This window comes from Stenotrophomonas sp. (genome assembly GCF_050737575.1).
Taxonomy (GTDB): Bacteria; Pseudomonadota; Gammaproteobacteria; order Xanthomonadales; family Xanthomonadaceae; genus Stenotrophomonas.
The window spans coordinates 231,768-254,915 of record NZ_JBOHXW010000001.1 but is presented as its reverse complement, the minus strand read 5'-3'; the positions used below and the strand labels follow the sequence as shown (position 1 = coordinate 254,915).

Here is a 23,148-nt window from a genome sequence, read left to right as displayed (position 1 = left end):
TCTGCGACGCGAGCTAGAGCGGGCAACGGGGGCAAGTGGAACGGCGGCGCGGGGCTCTGGAAGGGGCCCATTCCAAAGTGAGAATCCTCGATTGCCAAACATGTTCAGCGCGACCTGAGCATCGTGGTGAGTGAGCTTGCCTGGTCCCTGGTTGATCGCCGCAGCTTCCAACAGTGAGGCAATTTCCGACGCAATTTCGTGAGTTGAGCGAGTCCTGTTCGCAGTTGCCATTGCTCGTCCTAAGCTGATTTGCGCTGCTGAGATTTAGCTTCGTGATAACGGAGTTCTTGCGACAGGGTGTTTTGCACAGCTGTGCGACCGACGCTTTCCAGCGTGACATAGCCCTCGACCAATGCCGGGAGGGCCTTTTCGCCAAGCAGCTCGATCGGCGCATCCGGAAGCATGAGCGTCCAGACCGGAACACCGTAGGCGTGGGCGATCCCTTCGATAGTTTTGAGGGTCGGGTTCTTAAAATGTGAGCGCCCGTAGGTCATCAGGTCGCCGATCGCGCGCTGCGACACCTTTGCTCGACCGGCAAGCGCTGCCTGCGAATCCCCACGTGAGTCCATCAAGCGGCGGACGTTAGCGGTGAAGACAAGCGAGGCGTCTGTTTTGTTCATGTTTTGAGGGTAAGCATTGAAGTGCGCATTGCGGTGCTTGTCGTAGGAGCATTTAAATGCTATTTCTTGGCGCATGGATGCCGACACCCTTCTGCAGAACACCGTGGAGCGCCTTCGTAATCACGAAGGCCAGTACGCGGAAATCGCCCGTCAGAACGAGCAGATCAGCTACTCGTGGTTGACGAAGCTGGCCCATGGCCAAATCACAAACCCGACTGTCTCGAGCCTCCAGCAGCTGATTGAGGCGCTGGATCTGTTCGAGGGGGTTGTGCGCCCCGAACCGCCGCCGGCGGCGTCCGTCGTTGGGCGGGAAGCTGACCCCGATGAAACGCGGATCGTGTCGGTGGAGGAAGCCTGATGAGCGCTTCCGCCAATGGCCCGCAGAAGGGCGATAGTCAGGGCCGGATCAAGGCTTACCTGGACCAACTTGGCCGTCCGGCCGGGATATCTCTTCCGCCGTGTCGATCGACTGCGAGAACGCCGAGAGCGCCTGAACAAAGCCTTCCTGAAAGTCCTTGCTGCGGAAGACGTTCTTCCGTTCTGAGTCGTCAATCCATTCTGGCTTTGATTGGTGCCATGTGTCGCGTAGCCAATCGGGTCTGGGGTGCGAAGCGATGATCGCTTCAATTGCGCATTTGTGGGCGTCCATCGCGCCGAGCATCAGCATGATCAGACGTTGCTGGGCGCGCGCATCGATTTCATTCTCCATGCCTTCCTCCGGTAGTGATCTGGTTGGGTTGGACCACCAATCCTACCGGCAGGTTGGCACCCCTTGTTTCAGTCCTCTGGAGGAAGCTTGATGGCCGACAAAAACCTCAACAATCCTCGGGATGGGGCAGGGGAAGGGGCCTGCGATGAACAGGCCCGTCGCAGCGTCCGCGCGGCGCAGTCGGCCGTTATGCGCCGATTTCTCGAAGAGCGGTCTCGGCTGCCTGCGCGAGTTCGGCGCGCTGTTCGTCGGATAGTGTCCGCGAGCTGGCCAGCGTTCCTTGCACTTGCGTGCGGATTCGCTGCTGGATGGCTTCACGCTGGGGGTGCTCTTCAATGAGCACGGCGATTGCGAGTGAATTCACAACAGCGCGGGCAAATTCGCCCGTATCCACGACGTTTCCCATGGTGTTCTCCTTCGTTGGTTTGTTTGGGTCGGACCATCAAGCCTACCCGGAGAACGCCACCCATTCTTCCGGCGGTGCCGCATGAGCAAGGGCGCGCCGGACATCAAGAACCCGACGTTGGCCGCGGCAATGCTGCGGCGGATCGGCGCCATGGAGCGGGCGCAGCTGCACCTCTCGCGGCAGGTGCGCGAGCTTGAGCAGCAAGTAGAGAAACAGCAGTCGGAACTGTCGAGGCTTCGACGTCGCGAGCTCAGCGCTCGTGCTCTTGGGCACGAGGCCTCTTTGCCTGAGATTTCTCTGGTGTATCCGAAGCCTCTCGAGCACGTTCTTGTGCCCGCTTTAGACGGGCGAGCAGTCGCCGGAGCTCGGCAAGTCCCTCCGAAGCCACCGCGTGTTCCCTCGAGCCTGCTGGGGTGGATCCCAAGATTTCTTTCAGGTGGTCGCGGTAATGGGCGATCACAGCCACTGCCTGCGCGGGCTGCGGATGACTGCCAATGAGGTCGAAAGCCAAATTTCGCAGCATCTCTAGACGTGCCACGGCATTGACGTCCATGGCAGGGGTTTCCTCAATCATTCAATTGGCCTCATTCCTTTCAGGGTTACTGAATATCTCATTGCGCGCTGTCCGACGTATGTCGGGGGCGGCCCGATTCCCTTGGGGCATGGCCTGAAGGCATGTACGCCCCTCATCTACACGGACTCCAAAATGGCCTGGACCACAGAAGCATGGTTGCGTGAAGCGCTCGCCGCGCTGAAACGCACCCTCGACGTCGACGCACGCACCAAAAACGAAATGGTCCAGTTCCTGCTGGACGAAGGGTTCTGGGACAAGGACAGGCTCAGCACCTGGGAAAGCGCGATCGCAAAGTTCAACAGCTGCCTCAACCCGAACAAATCCGAGTTCTTCAAGGTCGGCGAGTTGTGGGCGCTGGCCAAGCGTTTTGGCCGACACGACCTGTTCATCGCGATGGCTGCGGATCTCGGGTACGAGGTGCGCCGCGTACCCACGGCGGAACGTCAGCAGCAGCTGCTCGAGGATCTCGTGCAGCTCCAAGCGCAGCACGTTGAACACGTGGAGCGCATCAATAGTCTGATGGCCCAACTGCAGGCTGCGCCCAGCACGGCCGCGTCCCCGCCCATGATCCCTGGGCAACGGCCACAGTTCAGTCAGGACTGGACCGGCGCAGCTGACCATTCCGTGGTTGCGCGGGAAGGGTGCCCGTAGTCATGTCGACAATCATCATGTCCCAGTGCTGGATGCTGCAGGGACTGAGCGTCACCCAGAAGGCCGTTCTGATTTCTCTGGCAGACCAAGCCAGCGACGATGGTGTGTGCTGGCCAGCTGTCGGGACAGTGGCGAGGCGCTGCTGCATGTCTGAGCGCGCAGTGCGTAGCGCCATGGATCACCTGGAGCAAGTGGGGCTGGTTTCGCGTGAGCGCCGTTTCAATAGCAGCTCCGTCTACAAGGTGACGCCCGCAGCCTACAAGCCGAATGAAGGCCTGCCTCCTGGAAAGCGAAAGGTCGGCACTGGCACACCTCCTGCGCCGGGCGCACTGGGTGCGCCCGGTGCAGGGGATGCACCGGGCGCAGGGGGTGCAGGAAATGCAGGGGGTGAATCCGGTGCAGGTGGGGCTGCGCCCGCTGCCGGTCTGGGGCTGCACGGGGCGCCGGACCCCCTGCACGGGGCGCCGCCTAACCATCAACTAACCATCATTGAACCGTCAGAAGAACCGCCAGTAGCACCGCCAGTAGCACCGCCGGTGGCGGCGCGCACCAAGGCCGAGCTGAAGGCGGATCAGGAGGCGGAGCTGCAGGCAGCGTGCAAAGTGACTTGGGCTGCCTACCGGATGGCCTATGCCACGCGCTACGGCGTTCCGCCGGTCCGAAACGAGAAGGTCAGCTCGCAGATGAAGGACTTCGTCAGGCGGATAGGCCGCGGCGAAGCGGCGGCGGTGGCGGCTTGGTACGTCCAGTCCATCAACGAGGCCTGGGTGGTGAAGGCCTGTCATGACGTGGGCTCGCTGCTCAGCCGTGCAGAGGCTTATCGAACGCAGTGGGCAACCGGGCGAACGGTGACCGCGACTGAAGCGACGCAGCTCGATAGGTCGCAGTCGAACTCTACTGCTGCAGATCAGGCCATTGCGATTCTGCGAAAGAAGGAACCGGCCGATGCTTGATCAAGCCCAGCAGGAAGAACTGGCCCGCCTGTTGGTGGCGACCGCCGAGGTGATGGGAGACGAGGCCCGCCCCAACGTGGTGGCGCTGATGGTTCGGGAGCTGGCCGCCCACCCGTTGCCAGCGCTGGATAGGGCATTGGCCACCTGTAGGCGGGAACTGAAAGGGCGCCTGTCTCTGGCGGCGATTCTCGAGCGCATAGACGATGGCCACCCGGCACCGAATGAGGCATGGGCGATCGCTCTGCCGGCGGCGGACGAGCGGAACACGGTGATCTGGACGGCTGAGATCCAAGGCGCATGGGCAGCCTGTCTGCCGCTGGTCCAAGCCGGTGACAAGATTGCGGCGCGCTTGGCCTTCATCGAGGCCTATACGCGGAAGACGAAGGAGGCGCGGGCGCAGAACCGCCGCGGCGAGTACCAAGCCTCCATGGGCTTCGACACCGACGGGCGAAACGCCGCCATCGAGCACGCCCAGACGACAGGGCTCCTGACCGCTGACGCGGCGACACCGCACCTGCAGCTGCCGCCGGCGTCCCCGGAGGTCTTGGCGCGAATAGAGAAGCTCAAGCGGGAGCTGGCAGACGAGGGGGCGCCATGAGCCGCGCGCTGCCAAAGATGGTTCTGCAGGTCACGGAGGCTTCCGTGCCCACCGCGGCCGCCGGCTGGCACCTGACCTACGGCTACGGCATGAAGCCGTTGATCTTGTACGCATCGAAGGGCCAGACGGTATGGCGCGATGGCGCACGGGTGATCCCCATTACTCACTACGCCGGCCCATTGCTGGAGGCCAAATGATCAGTCCCGACGACCTTCGCCAGTACCACCGGCAGGCCACGATTTACGTTCTGCAGTCCAACGGCGGCATGACCGCGGCGGAGATCCACGAAGCCGTAACCGCGACGGCGCTGACCTGCGGGCATCCGAAAGAATGCGGATCCATCACTCCGGCCGGAATCGCTGGCGTGCTCCGCACCCTGCAGAACGAGTGCTTGGCTGTACCGCGTGGAGGGCGTCGCAACACGCGCCACGGCCGCAGCGAACCGACGTGGGCTTTGGCTGAAGGAATCGAGAATGTGGCGCAACCGCCGGCGCCCAGCCGCCGGCCATCGGTGAGTCCTTCGTCAGGCCCGTATGACCCTATGGCGGGGCTCTCCCGCGAACAGCTCATGGCGATGCTCTTGGTGAGCGACGAACTGTCCGAAGCCACTGCTCGTTTCCAGGCAGAGGTTGACGTAATCAGAGATCGGGCGCGTCGCGTCCTTGCGGGCGGGAGCGTCACTTGAGCAGTAGGGGCCTACGATTTGGCAGCGTAGCGGACATGCCACCAGCAATGCGCGCCTTGGTCGAGGGGAAGGCGGCCTTGTCGCCAAGTGGTACTGACGAGCTGCCCGCCGCTTCGGTCAAACGCCGGAAGTACGGCAACCTGATCACCACCGTGGATGGCATCCGCTTCGACTCGAAGAAAGAGGCCGGCTACTACGAGCAGCTCAAGTTACGGCAGCGCAGCGGCGAGGTGCACTTCTGGCTGCGCCAGGTGCCCGTGCATCTGCCCGGCGGCACCAAGTACGTCCTGGACTTCGTGGTGTTCCTGAAGACCGGGGAGGTGCAGTTCGTCGACGTAAAGGGCCGCGAGACCAAAGAGTTCAGGATCAAGAAGCGTGAGGTGGAACACCACTTTCCTTTCCGGATCCTTCTGGCATGACCGCTGACCACATGACCAAACCAGAGCGTAGTTGCAGCCGTGCCCAGACTAAGCGCGTGCGAAGCCTGGTCATTGAGGATGGCGGCTGCTGTTACTGCTTGCACAGGGCTCGCGTATTCGATGGCGTGGGGCGCTTGGCAGCCTGTGGCCTGACGCCGCCGAAGGCGTTTCCCGCATGCGTTGCGTTCCCAGGAGGCTTCGAGTTCGACGAACCTGCGTTCCTCGACGGCGCCGGCCGCGCTCTGAAACGAGGTGGCTTGGAATGAGCGCGACAGACTTGGCCAGTATTCCGCTGCAGGATCTGCTGCAGGAGATTGCTCGACGCTGTGGCGGCACCTACGCAGCAACCTGGGCGATCTGGACGACGTCGGGCTGCACCCGATCGAGTTCAACGTCAATTTCGACTTCCAAGGGCAGCTGTCGCCCTTCATTCGGCCGACGCGCCCCGAGCTCAACCCGAGCGACTTCGTCCTGCGCATGCCTGGGGACGTTTCAGCGCCGCCGCTCTTCGTCCCGGCGCCCATTGACGGCTCGCTACCACCGAAAATCGATGCGCAGGCACCGACGCTCTCGTTCGGACCACGGCCGACACGCCCCAATGTCGCCGTTCCCGTAATGCCAGCGGACCCGGGGGAGTTGGTCTTCCCGACAGAGCCCTCCTACCAGCTGCCGCAGCTGCCGACGTTCGAGCAGTTGAACCTGCCGACCCTGCCCAACATCGACCTGCCTGAGTTCACTGGCCAGCTTCCTGAACTGGTGGAGCCGCACTTCGACGACAGCTGGAGCTTCGTCCCGAAGGCGTACACCAGTGGACTCAAGGAGCACTTGATCGGAACCATTGAGCGCATGCTCGAAGGGCGTTCGGCACTGCCAGCGGCGATCGAGGCAGCGATCTTCCAGCGCGGCCGCAGCCGGCAGGAGGTCGAGACAGAGCGCGAGGTTGACCAGGCCCTGACCGAGTTTGGTTCGCGTGGCTGGAACACCCCGAACGGGATCCTGACGGCGCAGGTTCGGGACATCCGTCAGCGTGGCCAGGACCGGATTGCTGAGTTCAACCGCGAAGCGGTGATCAAGCAGTACGAGGAGACGCTACAGAATCTCCGCCTGGCATTGGCGCAAGGGGCTGCGCTAGAAGGCGTCTACATCAACCTGCATATCGAGGAGCAGCGCTTCGCCCTGGAGGCGGCGCGCTATGCGCGTGAAACCACGATGGCGGTCCTGCAGTACCGGTTGTCGGTGTTTCAGACCCGCATGCAGGGGTACCAGATCGAAGCGCAGGTTCTGCGCGATCGCATCCAAGCAGAGTTGGCCAAGGTGGAGCTGTTCCGGGCCCAGCTCGAGGGTGAGCGGGTACGCGGCGAAGTGAACGAGCAGCGCGTGCGGCTGTATGCCGAGCAGATCCGCTCGGTGAACCTGATGGCCGACTTTTACCGGACGCAGGTCGAGGCGGTGAAGGTCAAGGCAGACGCGCAGCGGATTGTATTCGATCGCTACAAGACCGCGATGGATGGATTCGACACCCTTTGGCGGGCCCATGTGTCCGAGTGGAATGGCTTCACGGCGAGCGTCGAGGGCGAGTCGAAGCGTGCGGATCTCTTCCGCACCCTGGTCGATGCCCACTCCAAGCGGGTGGACGGCTGGGCAACCGGGGAGAGCCTGAAGCTGGATCGGGAGCGGTTGCGGACCCAGCAGCATGGGCAGTCTCTGGATTCGTGGCGCGCGCTGCTGGCCAAGCGCGAAAGTGAGCTGGACATCGAGCGCTCGAGGCTCGCGGCCGTCTCCACCTATGTCGACAGCCAGGCGCGTCTCTATTCCGCGTCGGCATCGGTAGAGCAGGCGGCGTCGGCTGCGTCCGATCGCAGCTTTGAACTGGGCCTTTCGCGATCACGTGCCCGCATGGAAGCCGGGAGCATCAATGCAAACCTCATGCTGCAGCAGGCCAAGCACCTGACCGACCAGCTTCTGTCGATTCGCGACACGAAGGCCAAGATCGCGGCCCAGCTGACGGCAAGCAGTTGGTCGGCAGTGAACTACAGCGCCGGCGTGTCTGCATCGACCGGCCAGAACCAGAGCTGCAACACCAGCTTCAACTTCAACGGGGAGACGGCAGACGCATGACCTGGCGACCGCTCACCGACGGAGACGTAGGCAGCAATGCCTCCGATGACTTCGCGTACGAAGGCGATGGCATCTGGACACTTTCCACCGCAAGCGACATTAGCTGGCTGGACCCGCCGGAAACGGCGCTCGGGTACCGAGTGACGGTGCTGTCATATGCCGCGACGATCCCAGCGGGGAGCGATGGGAAACCGTTCGTTGCCGCGCATATCGTGCTGTACCCAAAGCAGGGCGCCGGTGACCGGGAGCAGTTCGACAACCTGGCGTATCCGCACACGGTGGTTCAACCGGGCGATTCCGGGACCGCACTTAGCCAGTGGGATCCCAATCAACACACATTCGCGCTTCAAGTGCCGTCGATGACGGACTTCGTTGCGCTCGAGATAGGCGGGCTGCCGCAGGAATCGACTTTGCGAATGCTCGTGGAGATCGATGTCGACGGTGGTGGCGGCCCAGATCCAGAGCCCGGCGCGTGCTTTTGGACTGACCTGGTACGTACCGAGCAGATCTGCGGCGGAAACCCGGTGAAGCCTGATCTGCACTTCGTATCGCCGCCGATCGAAGGGGGTTCCGGCGGCACCAACATCGAGGCGTCCCATTGGATCGCCGCCGGGCCGAACATGATCCTTGCTACGTTGGACGCATGGCATGCCGGGATCGACGATGCTCCCCCTGCGGCCACATTGGTCATCGCGCGTGACCAGGACGGCAAGGTCCTATGGGATCGGGCGGCGGCATCCAATGCGTGCCCTCTGAGCTATGAAGATTGGTCAGCCGGGACGGACCCTGAGGCACGCCACCTTCGGTGGTCGCAAAGCAATATTTGGGAGGGCGCCGGGTATGAGGTTCCTTACGTTGTGGAGCTGGAGTTCTTCGGCCCGTCTTCGGAGGTGATTGGCACAGCCATCGGTGAGGTCACATTCAAGGCCGGATATTGAGTCCGCCGAACAAGAAAGTTCATTTCCCAAAGGGTCGCTTCGGCGGCCCTTTTTCGTTTTCAAGCCAGGAGAAATAGATGGCCATCACCGATGATCTGGACCATGCCCGCCGACAAGTCGCTGTCGATGCAACGCCGGGTGCATCACCCATTGCTCCTCGGCCGTCTGCCGGTACCGTCGCGGGGACGGCATTGCGGACCGGTCTGAGCGGTGCAGGCATCATGGCCGGGCGCGCGCGACAGCAGGCCGCCGGCGCAGCTCGCGGGGTGGTGGCAGGCAGTACGGCGCCAGCGCGCGCCGGTTTGGGTGTCGTGAGGGACGCCGGCCGTGCATTCGGAGGCTTGGCACCTGCTGCCAACGCGGGTCAGCCAGTTGGCATGCCAAGCCTTCCAAGCATGCCGTCGTTTCCGCGCACTGCTCCGAAGCCGAGCTTCTCGGACGTGACCAGCCGAGCTGTACCGGCGACTGCGACCAAACCAGCTCCAAGTTTTGCTGGTGTTTCCAGCAGGGTTCTGCCCGGAGCAGCGCAGCCGGCACCGACGTCGCCGCCAGCTTCGGCCGCGGCCGGGATCCTTCGCGCCACGGATGCCAGTGGCAACAATGTCTACAGCGATAGCGCCGCCGGATTGCAGCAAGGCGTGCAGTTGGCCAACGGACAGCCGGCGCTTTCGACTGGCGGCATCGCGCCAGCTGCAGCGCCTGGACCTGCGGCTGGCCAGTCCATGGCTCCCCGGCCAACGCCCGCTGCAGCCGCCACCGTCGCGGCGCCGCGGCCGGTGCCGACGCAGGCAGTTCGCGGTCGCCAGGGCGCGGTTATCCGAAAGCAGCCGGTACCGGCGCAGCGCTTGGCGCTGTGCTCGGCGGTGGTATGGCTGCAGGTGGTGCGATCGCCAGTCGTGCGGACAACCAGCAACCCATTGCACCTCGCCCCCAGCCCCCGACCATGCCGCCGCCGGATCTGCCGCCAAAGCAGTTGGCGCTTCCGCCTTCGGATGGCGAACCGAGCTTCGGGGTAAACATCGTTACGCCGGGCGGCACCGTGCTCACGCCCGAGCAGCGCGGGCTGGATCCGCGGGTTGTTGGCGAACCCGCGCCGCCGGCGCCGAACCCGGCCGCTGTTCCTGGCACCCGGGTTGCAGGGGGCAGCTTGAACCAACAGCCGGCGATTGCTCCGCGTCCTACGGTGCCCTTCCCTGATGCAACGCCTGGCAGTCTGGCGGATGCTGCGAACGTCACGGCGGCCGCACGGGGGCAGCAACAGCCTTCGGGCACGGCGTCGGTGCAGGCCCCGGCCGACCTGCTGACCACGCCTGCAGCAGCTGGAGTGCCGGCGCAGGGCGAACGTGCTGGAGTGCCGCAGGTGCCAGCGATCGCGCCGCCCTGGATCGACGAAGAAACAGGTGAAGCCCTGCGCGAACCGACGCAAGCTGACATCAAGCAACTGTTGCATGCCAATCTGGACTACCAGCTGGCGAACGGCGGTGGAATCAGCTCGCAGGTCGCTGTCGACGCGATGCGCGACCAATATGGCCTCCCGGGCGTTTCAGTGCGCTCCGCGCTTTCGCAGGTCAAAGCCGAGCGCAAGCGTGGCACTACGTCGCTAACGCCGGCGCCGTCTGCAGATACCACGGGCGCTGAAGTCCAAAGTGGACCGCCGGCGGAAGCTTTCAGCGACGAGCAGCTGGCACAGCAGGTGCAGCAGCAATCCGAAGCGAAGCGTGCGCGTCTGGCAGCCACCGTCCAGGACGCAGGTCTCCGTGCCAATCCTGCAGAAGCAGTTCCAGCTAGCGTTGAACCTCAACCTAGTGCGGCAGATGCTGTTGGCTCAATCAACTCCGAAGGCACTGCGCCGGCCGAACGGGATTCCACTGCGGGCGTGGTGCCGGCGGCTGCGTCTACGGATGCGGCGCCGATTGAACCAGACATGCCCGAGCAAGACGTCTCCGGCAGCGCGGGTACCGCCGTGGATACTGACGCCGCGGCTCGGCCGCAGCCAGCTGCAGGCGCTGCTGAAGCGGATCCCGCGCCGGCGATGGCAACTCCGACCCTGGCCGGTGCAGCTGCGGAAGCCGCTACGAGCCCCGCAAACGATTTGCCCGAACCAACGGAGGCGCAGAAGGAGGCAGGCAACTATCGCAAGGGCCACCGACGCATCAACGGGCACGACATCAGCATCGAGAACCCGGCCGGCAGCAAGCGTAGCCCTGAGTGGCCCGCGCTGAAGAATCACTATGGCTACATCAAGGGAACGATCGGCAAGGACAAGGATCACGTCGACGTCTTCATGACCGACCGGGCCGAAGATCCGCAGCTGCCCGTATTCGTCGTTGACCAGGTCAACAAGGACGGAACGTTCGACGAGCACAAGGTGGTGATGGGTACGGCGAGCGAGGCAGAAGCGCGATCGACCTACCTGGACAACTACTCGAAGGGCTGGACGGGTCTTGGCGGCATCAAACAGATGACTCAGGACGAGTTTAAGGCATGGGTGCGCGATCCGAAAAAGACCACACGCCGCGTCACCCGAGCCCCGCGTGCTGCGCCGACACCTGCACCGGCAGTGGCCCCCGAACCAACGTCGGCGCCGGCAGCTTCTGTCGCCGCGGATGAAGCGGTGGCTGCACCGGCACCGGCCACTGCCGCTCCTGCTGCGACGGCACCAGCACCAGCAGCGGCAACTTACACGCCGCGCGTGCGCAGGATCGGCGGATCGCCCGAGTACGATCGCAATGACGTGGGCACGTTGGGTGCTTACTTCCAACCTGGGCGCGTCGTGAAGGGCTATGCGGGGCTGCTGGACCGGGTGCTTGAGTTCAAGCCCAGCGTGGAGAAGCACGGGCACTGGAGCGTCAAGGTGCAGCGGGTCGACAAGGACGGCAACTTCATCAAAGACGAAGACGCGCGCTGGCATTCGACATCGCCGCCACCGCGAGATCTGGCGGAGGTGCTGGGTAAGCCCGAATTGAAGCCGCGAAAGGCAGCTGCCGCGAAGCCAGCAGCCGGCGCGTCGGGGGCGAAGCCGAAGGCGGCTCTGCCGCGTGCAGCCGACGTTGCGCCCAACGGCATCAAGGTGGGTGATCGCGTCAGCGTGGCGCCCAGCGGCACCGGACCGCAGCGAGATCCGTACGAAGCAACCGTGACGGAGATCGAGGTCAACGCAGCACCTGTGTACGGTGGTACGGCATTCAAGGTGGCCAGCGACGATGCGAAATCCGATGGTCGCGGTACCGGTTGGGTCGCGATTGATCGCGTCTCGCCGGCGAGCGCTCCCGCATTGCCTCTCGCGGCGAATAAGAAGGCGACCCGCGGCAAGCCCGCCAGCCCCCCGAAGGAACCCGTTGCAGAAGAGTCAGGGCCGCAGTTGTTCTCACTTCCTGCAGACGCGACCGATTCGCCTGCGTTCAAGCGATGGTTCGCCGACTCACAGGTGGTGGGCACGGACGGGAGGCCGCAGCTGGTGTTTCACGGCACAGCCGAAGAGTTCAATACCTTCAGCAAGCAACGTTCCGGCCAGGCAACTGGGCACGCTACCGCGCCGCTTGGCCACTTCTTCACTCCGAATCGGCGGTTGGCCGAGCGGTACGCCGAGAACGCCAGTGACGGGGTGCCGGCGGACGAACGTGTGGTCGACGCCCATCTGCGCATCGAGAATCCGTACGTCATGCCACTGGACGAGGCCCAGTCGCTGGACAGCCCCGAAGCCTCGGCCGCATTTCAGGCCTACTTGCAGCGGCAGGGTTTCGATGGGATCCACATTCCGGCTGCAGAGACCTGGATCGCCTTCCGTCCAGAGCAGATCAAATCTGCGTCGGAGAACCGCGGCACGTTCGAGCTCACGAACCCGGACATCCGCTTCTCGCGTGGGGATACCGGGCCCGGGCTGAGCTTCGACCGCGCGCTGCAGCTGAAGAGCGAGCTCACCGCGAAGTGGGGCGACAATGCTCCGAACGTGGTGGTGGTGCGCAGTGCGGAGGACTTCCCAGCATCTGCAAAAGTTGATCCGGCTTATCGGCGTGCGGAAGGTCTCTACAACGGCAGCCCGACCGTCTGGATCAACGCTGGCGCCATCACCAACGAGGCCCGCTTCGGACAGGTGCTGGCGCATGAGGCCATTGGCCACTATGGCGTGGAGAAGGTGGTCGGCGCGAACGAATGGGCCCAGATCGTCGATGCCATCGACAAGCTGGCCAGCGCCGGCGGCGGGTCGGCCGCGCTGCGCTCGGTGCTGGATTCGGTCAGCAAGCGTTACGGCACCGTCGACCGGGAGACGTTCGCCAAGGAAGCTATCGCGGTGATGGCTGAGCGCGGGATCCGCAACAGCTTTACGAGCCGAGTGGTGGCTGCCGTTCGGCGGTTCCTGCGGCGCCTCATGCCGTCTCTACAGTGGACCGAAAGCGATGTGCGCGACCTGCTCAGCCAAGCGGATGGGTTCCTGCGTGCGGGCCAGTCGGCGACAGAACGGCAGGCCACCGTCCAAGCCTACGCATTCTCTCAAGGGGAAGGCCGGTCGGCCCTGCAGCCGAGTGCAGAAGAGGCGAAATCGTTCCGCGAGCAGTTCGACAAGGTCGTCGATAGCCTGCGTACCGTTGTGCCGCCAATCACCGTTGGCCGCACGCCGCCGGTGCTGCGCGCGCTGGGGGCGCCGGATCTGCCCATCACGATCATGCGGGACGTCGTGCGCAAGGCTACCAATGGCGTGAAACATGACGTGCCGAAGGCAGTCATCCGACAGCTGCCGGAGCTACTTGCTGACCCGCAGGCTGTGTTCGACTCGCGGGCCGATGCAGGCGGGCTTGCGGTACTGCTCGACGCCAAGGATGCGAGCGGCCGCCCGGTGATGGTTGCCCTGCATCTGCAGCAGCAACAGAACCGTTTGGTCGTGAACAGGATTGCCAGCGCCTATGGCCGGCCGGAGGAGCAGTATCGAGGGTGGACGAAGGACGGCCTGCTTCGCTACGTCGCAGATGCGAAAAACCCCGACCTGGTACGACTCGTAGGGCTGCAATTGCCCGTAAGTGGTTCACCAAGCCAGGGTTCTTCAGGGCGCAAGGTACTCTCGCGGGCTGACGTCGTCAATGAAGCCCCTGATCCGGCACGACTTGGCCAGCTCTCAATGCCTGGTAGTGGTACACCGGACCAAGGGTCTTCGGGGAAAAACCTACGGCAGGAGCCAGGAGGTGTCCAGCAGAGTGACTCCGCGGCGCTGGATTCCGACCAGCGGTTGTTCAGCCTGCCGGCATCGGACGCGCTGGACGACATCGATGCCATCCAGAAGGGTCTGCAGGGTGAGGGGCTTCTGGCACGAGCCAAGCAGCTGCTGGCTGACCTCACGCCGAAGAAGCTGAAGGACGCTCAGCGCCCGACGTGGCTGGGGGCGCTGACGACCAGACATCTGACGGAGCTTGGGGCCGACTACTTCAAGAACATCAACCACTATTCCGACTACCTGGCCGAAATGCAGGCAGATCGAAACCAGCTTCAGGCCGAAGCCGAAGGTGTAGCTGAGGCGGCGCGGAAGTGGGTTGGCCAGAACACTGCTGAGGCCCAGCAGCTGTTCGATCTGATGCATGACACCACCATCGACGGCGTGGATCCGTCCAAGGCATATCAGCCGCTGATGTTCAGGATGCCGGGCCAGCAGGGGCAGTTTGAAGTCACGCGCAAGAACGTCGCCCACGCCATCAAGGTCAAGCGTCAGCAGATGCGTGAGCGCTCTGGCGACAGCAAGGCCAACATGATCAACGAGATCAAGGCGCTGACTGCGATGGGCCACGCCGAGCCGCGCCGGCGCCGCCAGTACGCACCGCTGGTCGACCGGTGGAATCAGTTGTCACCGGAAGCACAAGGCATCTACGCGCAGTTCCGTGATGCCTATCGCCAGCGGTCGGACGCCATGGAGGAGGCGCTGGCCCAACGCATCGAGGATCTGGCAGGCGATGGCGTTTCTCAGACGGAGCGTCAGAAGTTGGTCCGCAAGTTGCGTGAGCAGTTCGAGTCCGCACGCCTTCAGGGTGTCTATTTCCCGCTTCAGCGCTTCGGGCAACACTACGTTTCTGCAACGAAGGACGATACGAACACATTCATGATGTTCCCGTCGTTGAACGAGCTGGAGCGAGGGGTTGAGGGGCTGAAGGCAAAGGGCTGGACCGTCACCGCCCACGGCAAGAAGGGTGATCAGGTCAAAGCCAAAGATGCGCCTTCGGGAACATTCGTCGCCGATGTAATTCAACAGCTGCGCAATGCTCACATTTCGGACAAGGTTCAAGACGAGATCTACCAACTCTATTTGGAGGCCTTGCCTGAGCTGTCGATGCGCAAACACAGCATCCATCGCAAGGGCATCCCCGGCTTTGACCCAGATGCCGTACGTGCCTTCGCCTACAACATGCACCATGGTTCGCATCAGCTCGCCCGGCTGCGCTACTCGCATAAGCTGCAGGGAGTGCTCGATCTGATCCAGAAACAGCAGGAGGAAGCCCGCAAGGAGGATGGTGCGGACGTACGTCACATCGCGGCCGGCGACAACATCATTGAAGAACTCAAGACGCGGCACGACTGGATCATGAATCCGACCGACAGCGCGCTCACGAACCTGGTGTCGTCGTTCGGCTTCACCTACTACCTTGGCGCCACGCCGGCGGCGGCGCTGGTCAACCTGACCCAGACCGCGCTGGTCAGCTACCCGTTCTTGGCAGCACGCCATGGGCCGATCAAGGCCATGAACTACATGCTGGCTGCCAGCCGCGACGCCGTGCGCACCATGGGCAACATCCAGCGCACCCTGACGGATCCAGACGAATTGCGGGCCTATCAGGCGTTGCAGGTCTCCGGGGCGATCGACAAGACGCAGGCCCACAACCTGGCGGGTATCGCCGAGGGCGGCATGGCGGGCTACAACCCGGCCTGGTCGAAGGCTATGGAGATCATTGGCTGGGGGTTCCACAAGACGGAGGTGGTGAACCGCGAGGCGACAGGCATGGCGGCCTTCCGTCTGGCTCGCGACGGTGGTGCCGGATTCGACGAGGCCGTGCGCTCTGCGCGTGACGCCATCTTCGACACGCACTTCGACTACAGCAACGCCAACCGGGCCCGCTTCATGCAGAGCGGCACGGCCAAGGTGCTGCTGATGTTCCGGCAGTACAGCTTGAACATGACCTGGGCGCTGGGCCGCATGGTGTGGCAGAGCACCAAGGGGCAGGATCCCGAGGTGCGCCGGATCGCTCGGCGGAACCTTGCCGGCGTGTTGGGCATGAGCTCGCTATTCTCGGGCGCGTTCGGCCTGCCGATGATGAGTGTGGCCATGGGCACGCTGAATGCCCTGCAGGCCGCCTTCGGTGATGACGACGAGCCCTGGGATGCGGAGACCGAGTTCCGTGCCTTCCTGTCGGAAGCCGTGGGGCCCAGTGGCGCAGAGCTGCTGCTGCGCGGCCCGGCCAACAAGCTGACGGGCGCCAACATCGCCGGCCGCGTGGGGTTGGATTCCCTGTGGATCCGCGATGCAGACCGTGAGCTCGAGGGCAGGGGATTGTTCAACCACCTGCTCGAGCAGGCCGCGGGCCCGATGGGAGGCGTGCTGAAGAACGTCCTGGTCGGATCGCAGCAGGTTAGCGAAGGCCACACGATGCGCGGTGTGGAGACGATGCTGCCCAAAGGCATGAAGGACGTCATCAAGGCTGGCCGCTATGCCACGCAGGGCGTGAACACGCTTCGGGGAGATCCGGTGCTTGAGGACGTCAACCTCTGGCAGGTGCTGCTGCAGGGCGCGGGCTTCAGCCCGGCGAAGATTGCCGAGCGCTACGAGCGGAATCGCGCGCTGAAGAACTACGAAGAGCACATCACCGGCCGTCGCCAGAACCTGATGAACGCTTATGCCATGGCCATCCGCAATGGCGACGCCGCGGACCGCGCGGCGGTGATGGAGAAGATCCTTTCCTTCAACAAAACCAACCCTGAGGTGGCGATTTCGTCGAGCAGCATCCGGACATCGATGAAGTCCCGCGCCCGCTACAGCGCGAATGCCGAGGGCGGAATCGTGCTGAACCCCAAGTTGTCGGCTCGCTTGAACGCAAGGGTGGGCACAGCGGAGTAGGGAGGCAGAGCGGGTGCAAGAAAGTGCGACTTTTGCGCGCCCCAATGTCAGGGGAGCGGATCAGTGCAAGTTCGGGTCGTCGGCAATCCGCCGGCGTTGTTACAGGGGTTAGTTTTGGACAAGGAAAAGCAAAGGAAGCGTGCCCTCGTTCTTTCGATGGACGGCAAGGACGTGCCGTCATCGGTGGTTTCGCGGCTGCAACCGGGTAAGCGGATGAATCGCGGCATTGCTCAAAGCGAGCACCAATGCCGCGCTACCGAAGACGTGCCAATGGAAAGGTTCTTGAACGAAGAACATGTCGTGCTCTACGCCGAGTTTCGGAAAAGCGGATGCACCGCATCGCCGGGTGTAACCCAACAGTTCGACCAGATCACCAGGGACATGCTGGCCAACGCCCGCTCAACGCAGGTGGTGGCCACCTTGATTCGTGCCCAGTTGGGCCTTCCTGATTTGACCTGATGACTATTGCTCTGGCGGGCGCTGCCCGTCAGAGCCAGAGTTAGACGAAGCCCTGCAGGTCGTCGGGGTTGCCGACAACAGCGCTGAGTTAGAGTGGCGTCAACAAATACTAAGGACGGCCATGAGCGTGATGTCGATGAAGATATGGTGGGCAGTCGCACTGATGGTCGCAGCAGGCGTTGCCTCCCCCGCAGGGGCGAAGAGTTGCGGTCTCAGCATCGATGTCGTCAATCATCGGAGCGAGCCAGTCACGATCACGCTTAAGTGGTTCTACGGTGAGCGCCCTGTGCGGCCGGATGTCACGGATTTTCGCGAGGTTGATTTGCAGGAGCTTCAAGCCAACGGACTGGCGAGCTCGCGAGTGATGGAGCTCTCGCCGAACGCTTCCCAGCGACTGGATGTGAGAACGATCTGCGGAGGCGTGAGTAATGATTACCTCAATTGGCGGTACTCCCTGGATGGGGCCGTGTTCTCGTCTGGGCAATTGGATATCGCAGCTGAGCCTTGGCCCTACGAGTTGCATGTTCGGTAGGCATGGTCACAGGCTGGCCGTATGGAGGCTGCCGAGATAGTTTCGAGCAGACTTCGCGCGGAGATCCTCGCACTGCTCAAGTGCGCTGATCAGGCTGTGTGCCCGATGCATGATTCCGTCCAAGTTGCAGAGAATCTTGACTTCGTCCTCTGAGCCCTCGACCTCAAGCATGACCCTAGCGGCAAGAAGGCAGAGCTCCTGCATTTTGCTGCTGCGCTCGGTCGGGGATAGCCCAAATCCTTCGACGACGATCTCGAATGCTAAGTTATCGAAATTGGCACGCAGGCTCTCGTAGCTCATAGGCATCCACCTATGTGGCTGCTCGGGAAGATATGGATCCTCGTGTCAGGGCTTCTCTGAGTCCATGCGGAATATCCCCGACTGGCTGTAGGGGAAATCTGACTGACTTGTTGGTCCGCGCCATTCTTAATAGGATCGCAGCGGGGAAGCGAGAGGGTCAGGGATGATGAAGAAGCTCTTAGTGCTGGCTGTCGCAGGCGCTTTGGCCTGGTACGGATACGGCAAGGTCAAAAATGGACATGGTCCAGAGGCGCTTTCTTCCGTGTCAGCTCCGGCGCAGGTGAGCCCTGCTGCGGCAACAGCGCAGTTCAGATGCGACGGGCGAACGCATTGCTCTGAGATGCGTTCCTGCGCAGAAGCAACCTACTTCATCCAGCATTGCCCCAACACGAAGATGGATGGGGACGGCGATGGCGTGCCGTGCGAGAGGCAGTGGTGTAGCTGAAATGTCTCTTGCATTGGGATGGCTGGAGGGAGCGATGGCGTGATCGGCAAGGGCTTGCTTGCCTAGTTCGATGAAGATCCCAGTCGCAGACTTGCTGCCCGCTAGCTCAAATCCCACGTAGCCAACGCCGCCTTGGCTGGTACGGGCGTTCCTCAGGTAGGGCTTAAGCTAAGCTCTCCTCGGATTTCTGGCCCAATGCAGGGGGAATTGTCAGGGCGGGGGCCACGGGTCTCTAGTGTTAACGTAAAATCACCATCAAGAATTTTCGAGGCTTTTTGCCAAATGCCTACTGCTGTCTCATTGTTCACCGGATGCGGCGGGTCGGATGTCGGCCTTGCTCAGGCGGGCTTTTCGATCCTTATGGCGAATGATGTTTTGCCTTATGCGCGCGATGTCTACCAAGCCAATCATGAGGATACGGACTATCGTTTAGGCAGTGTCGCGGACATCAAGTCATTTCCATCCGCGGACCTGTTGGTAGGTTGCTATCCGTGTCAGGGATTTAGCCAGGGAGGGGTGCGTGAGCCGAGCAGGGGTATCAATAAGCTCTATTTGGAATTTGCTAGAGCGTTAAGGGATATCAAGCCGAAGGCATTTATCGTAGAGAATGTTTCAGGGATGATCCGATCGAATTTTCGGCACCTTCTGCGTAATCAGTTGGCAGCGTTTCGACGGGCAGGCTACCGTGTAAAGTGTGAAGTGCTTAGTGCAGCAGATTACGGGGTTGCGCAGGAGCGGAAGCGGATCTTTATCGTTGGTATACGGTCTGACATTGATGCGCCATATGATTTTCCGCAGGCGACGCATGGCTTGGCCTGCAAGTACCCCCATCGCACGATAAGGGATGCGATTGGGGATATGCCTGTTTGGCCGGAAGGTGAGTTTTACGCTCGTGATTTTCATTGGTATTATCTTTCGCGTGATAGGCGAAGGGATTGGGATCAACCCTCCAAAACGATCGTTGCAAATTCCCGTCACATGCCTTTGCATCCGATGAGCCCGGCGTTGAAAAAAATTGAACACAATGTTTGGAAATTTGTATCAGATGCCCCGGCGCGACGTTTTTCCTATCGTGAGGCGGCGCGACTCCAAGGTTTTAGTGATCTAGTATTTCCCGATACAAGACCCGGAAGCTTGGATATGCGATATACCGTTGTAGGGAATGCTGTTCCTCCTCCTCTTTTCAATGCTGTTGCATCTGCACTTCCTGATATCTGGTGATTAATGAACAACAGAGAAGGTGGTCGTGGTAACGCTCCTCAAGCAATGGAGATTCAGGTCGAAAAGCTGGACTTCGACCCCGATAATCCCCGGTTTCCGCCGGACATAGCGGCGGGACCCACCGCTAATCTTATTGAGCGCTTTGTGCGAGATGAGCGGCTGCTGGAGCTTGTGGAGTCAATAGGGAACCAAGGGTTCTTTGGAGGCGAGCCGCTGTTGGTGGTGAAGGATGGGGCCAGATATACCGTTTTGGAGGGCAATCGTCGTTTGGCAGCGTTGAAGCTGCTCTCTGGTGAGATTGCTCCTCCGTCTGGGCGAATATCGATCGAGGATGCAATAGAAAAGGCGGATTTCAAGCCGAGTCAGGCTGCTTGTTTGTTGTTTGATGATCGGTCAGAGATTCTTCGCTATCTTGGTTTTCGTCACATTACGGGAATTAAGGCATGGAGCGCCTTGCAGAAAGCTAGGTATATTAAGCGACTGAGAAATGCGCATTATTCTCATCTGAGTTACGAGGATAGTTTAAGGGCTTTGGCACGGGAGACCGGTAGTCGAGGGGCTTATATCGGCCAGGTCTTAGCGGCTCTGGCTCTATATGAAAAGGCAGAAGAATCTAACTTCTTTGGCCTCTCAATGGGGGCGGAAGATGTGGATTTTTCCATTCTTTCCACATCCCTTAGCTATTCAAACATTGTTGATTTTCTTGGGCTTCAGTCCAGAATGGACGCTGATCAGAAGAAAATAAAGAAGAAAAATTTAGAGCGCATGTTTTTTTGGAACTTCGTGAAGGATGACTCTAGGCGAAGCATCGTCAAAGATTCGCGAAATCTAAAAAAGCTAGCTGCCATCGTAGCTTCTCGGGATGCAGTAAAGGAGCTCAATGCTAGCGGAAGAATTGATCAAGCTTTCTCTATGAGCAAAGGCCCGGCCGTGGCCCTGCTAGAGGCTCTGACACAAGCCGCCAATAGATTGCAGGCCGTTTACGAATTGATTCCTAAGGTTGCCGAGGTCGATGCCGGCCACTTGGAGATATCTAAGCGTGCTTTGAAGACCGCGAGAAGTGTCAAGAATATGATTGAGGCCGAGCTCGAAGATATGCTTGATGGAGATCAGGATGACTGAGCGTAAGCGGCAGGGGGGCAAAGTGGGAGGGAAGGCGCCCGTGGCGAAGGCGTCAACCAAGGCTAGTGCAGGTAAATCTTCGGTAGCTAAGGCTGCATCGGCTAGCGCCGCAAAGGCTGATTTATTTCAGCAATTAAGCAACCCACCTAAGTCATCAGATTTATTCTTATGGTGTGACTATGTTGAAATTCGGTGTCTTGTTCACCCAGATAAGCGTTTCTCCAGGCAGAATTTGCTCGAATCATTGGCCGAGCTTGATGCTTTTGCGTTGCGCGATGGGGAGGAGGAGGAGGTCTCAGATGCGGAAGACGATGCGTCTCTGGAAGAGGGGGGCGACGGGGTCGAATTAGGGGATAATGCCGGCGAGGGAGGGGATCCATTTCCGATTTCAGATAGGCGTGAATCCAAACTGTCTTCTATTTACAGTCAGTTGGGAGTTCGCGCGGAGCTATTTCAGCAGGAATATCCATTTCAGTTGGACGATTCCCTGCAAGAGATTCAGTTGAAGGATAGTTTCACAAGTGGGGGGCAGGGCTTATACCTCCAGCTCTTGTTGTCTGCGTCTCTTCGATTAGTTGCGCTGACCAGAAGGGCTGAGTTGACGAACGAGTTTGAGAATATCGCGGCCGAAATATTCCGCGGGCTTATGCCGCTGGGATGGGAGGTTCATCAGTTTGGCGCGAAATCCGCCGTCAGATATAAAGGGCACTTATTTAACCGGCTGTCCACGTTGGCTGCAGATTGGCGTGGGGAGTTGGCCCTTAAGAAGGCCCACTTTAAGACAAGGAATTCTGGGGACGGCGGGCTGGATTTAGTCGCTTGGCACCCTCTTGGTGCTGATGGTCGAGTTGGAGTGCCGCTCGCGGCCGCTCAGTGTGGTTGCACTGCAGAGGAATGGTCTTTAAAGCAGCTCGAGGCATCTCCATCGAAATTGCCGATACGGGTGCAACATCCGTGGGCAACTTATTATTTTATGCCTCAGGACCTTATTGGGGTTATCGATGGTCAGTACGATTGGCAGCGGAGAAATGATCTAGCAGCAGCAATCGTTATCGATCGTCTCCGGATTGTTCGGTTGGCTCGACAGTTTGAGACCGATACCCGTTTTCTTACGTTGACACCTGCAGTGCAGGAGGCACGCAGGTATCAGTTGGTGTGAAGTCTGAGAGGGCTAGGTTGAGTCGGTAAGAACTGACCAAAAAACTGACCAAACGCTGCCAAAACATGCCCAATCAAGCCCATTTGGAGCAACACAACGAAAAAGCCCGCCGAGCATAAGTGCTTGGCGGGCTTTAGTTTTTCCGGAATTCGTTGCTGCTTGCGGGCGGTCTAAGGAGGACAGTGCACCCCCGGTTAGACGTAGAGCCATAAGCACTTTGGGTATCTGGCAAGCCAGTGACCAAAGCCTCGCTGAGCAGGGCCGATAGTACGGCAAACAAGCTGAATCGTCACGCATCGTGCTGGGGCGGTTGTGCGGGTTAACGCAGGGGCGACCTTTCTGCGACATGGCGGGCCTGAGCATGCGGCAAACCGGCCACGAGAGATTTGAAAGCCATGCAGGTGCCGCATTCCCTGCGAAGCCTGAGGGCCTTGGTTGGGCTCCCGGGTGCGATCTATCGGCGTAAGGCACTGCCGCCTGCGTTCGCCTATGTGCTGTTGATTGGTCTGCCGGGCGCCATTGTTGTGGCTGGAGCGTCTTACTACCTGCCGATCTTGGCGATCGCGTTGTTGCTGCTATGCGGCGGGATGGTTCAGCGGATGGCGTGGTCGCGCCGTCGATTCGCAGGTTGGCAGTGGCTGGCTGCGCTGATGCTGTTGGTCTTCCAGCCGGAGTGGTCTGGATTGGACGTCGCTCCCTTTGCGCGCGTTGCTATTGGTTGCGTCGTGCTCGCATTGGGGCAGGTGACGGTGCTCACTTGGCGCATCGTTCGGTTGTCGCGGCAGATTCAACGGATGGCAGAAGCAATGAGTGATGCCGGCATCCTGGCGTCGCTGCCGGCCCCGGCAGCGGAGGATGCACGCCGTTGGCTGGCGGGTGACGGACGCAGGCAAATGGAGTTGGCGCAGGTGGTGATGTTGTCGGTGTTGCATGCGGCGCTGGCGTCGGTGCCTGCCCAGCGAGGTGCGAAACGGCTGCTCATGGCTGAGTGACGCCGGCCCTGCGCGCACAGGTCATGCTGCATGCAACGGCGCTCGATCAGGATGGGGGTTTCATCGAAATCTTGGCCGCTGGCCTTGCGGTTGAAGGCCAGCAAACGCTCGCACAGTGTCTGGATCTCCTGCGCGCTGGCTTGCCGTGGCGCGCAGGT

Annotated in this window: 22 protein-coding genes; 17 read left to right on the top strand and 5 right to left on the bottom strand. The window is 61.2% G+C overall.

All coding sequences use genetic code 11. The features are described from left to right. Positions 1 to 239: 239 nt before the first annotated feature. A complete protein-coding gene (locus tag ACREP4_RS01130) occupies positions 240 to 695 on the bottom strand; it encodes a hypothetical protein (RefSeq protein ID WP_431594373.1) in 456 nt (151 codons plus the stop codon). On the opposite strand from ACREP4_RS01130, the gene ACREP4_RS01125 reads away from it, so the two are divergent. After that, on the top strand, positions 694 to 978 hold the full coding sequence (locus ACREP4_RS01125; RefSeq protein ID WP_431594372.1) for a hypothetical protein: 285 nt from the start codon (positions 694 to 696) through the stop codon (positions 976 to 978). The genes ACREP4_RS01130 and ACREP4_RS01125 overlap by 2 nt on opposite strands. A gap of 48 nt (positions 979 to 1,026) precedes the next feature. On the opposite strand, the gene ACREP4_RS01120 is transcribed toward ACREP4_RS01125, so the two are convergent. The 3 genes from ACREP4_RS01120 to ACREP4_RS01110 all read right to left on the bottom strand — a co-directional run bounded on the left by ACREP4_RS01120 (position 1,027) and on the right by ACREP4_RS01110 (position 2,309). Next, a complete protein-coding gene (locus ACREP4_RS01120) occupies positions 1,027 to 1,329 on the bottom strand; it encodes a hypothetical protein (RefSeq protein ID WP_431594371.1) in 303 nt (100 codons plus the stop codon). Positions 1,330 to 1,516: 187 nt separating this feature from the next. Beyond that, positions 1,517 to 1,735, bottom strand: a complete 219-nt coding sequence (locus ACREP4_RS01115) for a hypothetical protein (protein ID WP_431594370.1) — start codon at positions 1,733 to 1,735, stop codon at positions 1,517 to 1,519. A 250-nt stretch (positions 1,736 to 1,985) separates the two neighbouring features. Further along, positions 1,986 to 2,309, bottom strand: coding sequence for a hypothetical protein (locus tag ACREP4_RS01110; protein WP_431594369.1), 324 nt, complete (start codon positions 2,307 to 2,309; stop codon positions 1,986 to 1,988). A gap of 132 nt (positions 2,310 to 2,441) precedes the next feature. Here ACREP4_RS01110 and ACREP4_RS01105 point away from each other — a divergent pair, with 132 nt between their 5' ends. The 11 genes from ACREP4_RS01105 to ACREP4_RS01055 all read left to right on the top strand — a co-directional run bounded on the left by ACREP4_RS01105 (position 2,442) and on the right by ACREP4_RS01055 (position 17,751). Then, complete coding sequence (locus ACREP4_RS01105) at positions 2,442 to 2,960, top strand: hypothetical protein (RefSeq protein ID WP_431594368.1); 519 nt, start codon at positions 2,442 to 2,444, stop codon at positions 2,958 to 2,960. A gap of 2 nt (positions 2,961 to 2,962) precedes the next feature. After that, a complete protein-coding gene (locus tag ACREP4_RS01100; RefSeq protein WP_431594367.1) occupies positions 2,963 to 3,913 on the top strand; it encodes a helix-turn-helix domain-containing protein in 951 nt (316 codons plus the stop codon). After that, positions 3,906 to 4,511 (top strand): hypothetical protein, encoded by a 606-nt coding sequence (locus tag ACREP4_RS01095; protein ID WP_431594366.1) that lies wholly within the window; start codon positions 3,906 to 3,908, stop codon positions 4,509 to 4,511. Before ACREP4_RS01100 ends, ACREP4_RS01095 begins: the two co-directional genes overlap by 8 nt. A 44-nt stretch (positions 4,512 to 4,555) precedes the next feature. Beyond that, positions 4,556 to 4,708, top strand: coding sequence for a hypothetical protein (locus tag ACREP4_RS01090; RefSeq protein ID WP_431594365.1), 153 nt, complete (start codon positions 4,556 to 4,558; stop codon positions 4,706 to 4,708). After that, the gene (locus tag ACREP4_RS01085; RefSeq protein WP_431594364.1) at positions 4,705 to 5,196 is read left to right on the top strand and encodes a hypothetical protein; all 492 of its coding nucleotides are present in this window, start codon (positions 4,705 to 4,707) and stop codon (positions 5,194 to 5,196) included. Before ACREP4_RS01090 ends, ACREP4_RS01085 begins: the two co-directional genes overlap by 4 nt. Before the next feature lie 47 nt (positions 5,197 to 5,243). Continuing rightward, complete coding sequence (locus ACREP4_RS01080) at positions 5,244 to 5,615, top strand: DUF1064 domain-containing protein (protein ID WP_431594363.1); 372 nt, start codon at positions 5,244 to 5,246, stop codon at positions 5,613 to 5,615. A 252-nt stretch (positions 5,616 to 5,867) separates the two neighbouring features. Continuing rightward, a complete protein-coding gene (locus tag ACREP4_RS01075; RefSeq protein ID WP_431594362.1) occupies positions 5,868 to 7,733 on the top strand; it encodes a hypothetical protein in 1,866 nt (621 codons plus the stop codon). Next, positions 7,730 to 8,671 (top strand): hypothetical protein, encoded by a 942-nt coding sequence (locus tag ACREP4_RS01070; protein WP_431594361.1) that lies wholly within the window; start codon positions 7,730 to 7,732, stop codon positions 8,669 to 8,671. The genes ACREP4_RS01075 and ACREP4_RS01070 overlap by 4 nt, the downstream gene beginning before the upstream one ends. A gap of 868 nt (positions 8,672 to 9,539) precedes the next feature. Next, entirely contained in the window at positions 9,540 to 16,760 is a 7,221-nt protein-coding gene (locus ACREP4_RS01065) for a PLxRFG domain-containing protein (protein WP_431594360.1), read from the top strand. A 63-nt stretch (positions 16,761 to 16,823) separates the two neighbouring features. Continuing rightward, entirely contained in the window at positions 16,824 to 17,219 is a 396-nt protein-coding gene (locus ACREP4_RS01060; protein WP_431594359.1) for a hypothetical protein, read from the top strand. 121 nt (positions 17,220 to 17,340) lie between these two features. Continuing rightward, positions 17,341 to 17,751 carry a hypothetical protein gene (locus ACREP4_RS01055; RefSeq protein ID WP_431594358.1) on the top strand — a complete coding sequence of 137 codons (411 nt, stop codon included), beginning with the start codon at positions 17,341 to 17,343 and terminating at the stop codon, positions 17,749 to 17,751. Between the two features lie 6 nt (positions 17,752 to 17,757). Here the strand turns inward: ACREP4_RS01055 and ACREP4_RS01050 are convergent, their stop codons facing one another. Beyond that, positions 17,758 to 18,051 (bottom strand): hypothetical protein, encoded by a 294-nt coding sequence (locus ACREP4_RS01050; RefSeq protein WP_431594357.1) that lies wholly within the window; start codon positions 18,049 to 18,051, stop codon positions 17,758 to 17,760. Between the two features lie 163 nt (positions 18,052 to 18,214). Between ACREP4_RS01050 and ACREP4_RS01045 the strand changes: the two genes are divergently transcribed. From ACREP4_RS01045 to ACREP4_RS01025, 5 genes are all read left to right on the top strand, one after another. Further along, positions 18,215 to 18,496, top strand: a complete 282-nt coding sequence (locus tag ACREP4_RS01045; protein WP_431594356.1) for an excalibur calcium-binding domain-containing protein — start codon at positions 18,215 to 18,217, stop codon at positions 18,494 to 18,496. A gap of 282 nt (positions 18,497 to 18,778) precedes the next feature. After that, on the top strand, positions 18,779 to 19,717 hold the full coding sequence (locus ACREP4_RS01040) for a DNA cytosine methyltransferase (protein ID WP_431594355.1): 939 nt from the start codon (positions 18,779 to 18,781) through the stop codon (positions 19,715 to 19,717). 3 nt (positions 19,718 to 19,720) lie between these two features. Next, entirely contained in the window at positions 19,721 to 20,839 is a 1,119-nt protein-coding gene (locus ACREP4_RS01035) for a ParB N-terminal domain-containing protein (RefSeq protein ID WP_431594354.1), read from the top strand. Then, the gene (locus tag ACREP4_RS01030) at positions 20,832 to 21,998 is read left to right on the top strand and encodes a hypothetical protein (RefSeq protein ID WP_431594353.1); all 1,167 of its coding nucleotides are present in this window, start codon (positions 20,832 to 20,834) and stop codon (positions 21,996 to 21,998) included. The genes ACREP4_RS01035 and ACREP4_RS01030 overlap by 8 nt, the downstream gene beginning before the upstream one ends. A gap of 386 nt (positions 21,999 to 22,384) precedes the next feature. Then, entirely contained in the window at positions 22,385 to 22,990 is a 606-nt protein-coding gene (locus tag ACREP4_RS01025; protein ID WP_431594352.1) for a hypothetical protein, read from the top strand. Positions 22,991 to 23,148 lie beyond the last annotated feature (158 nt).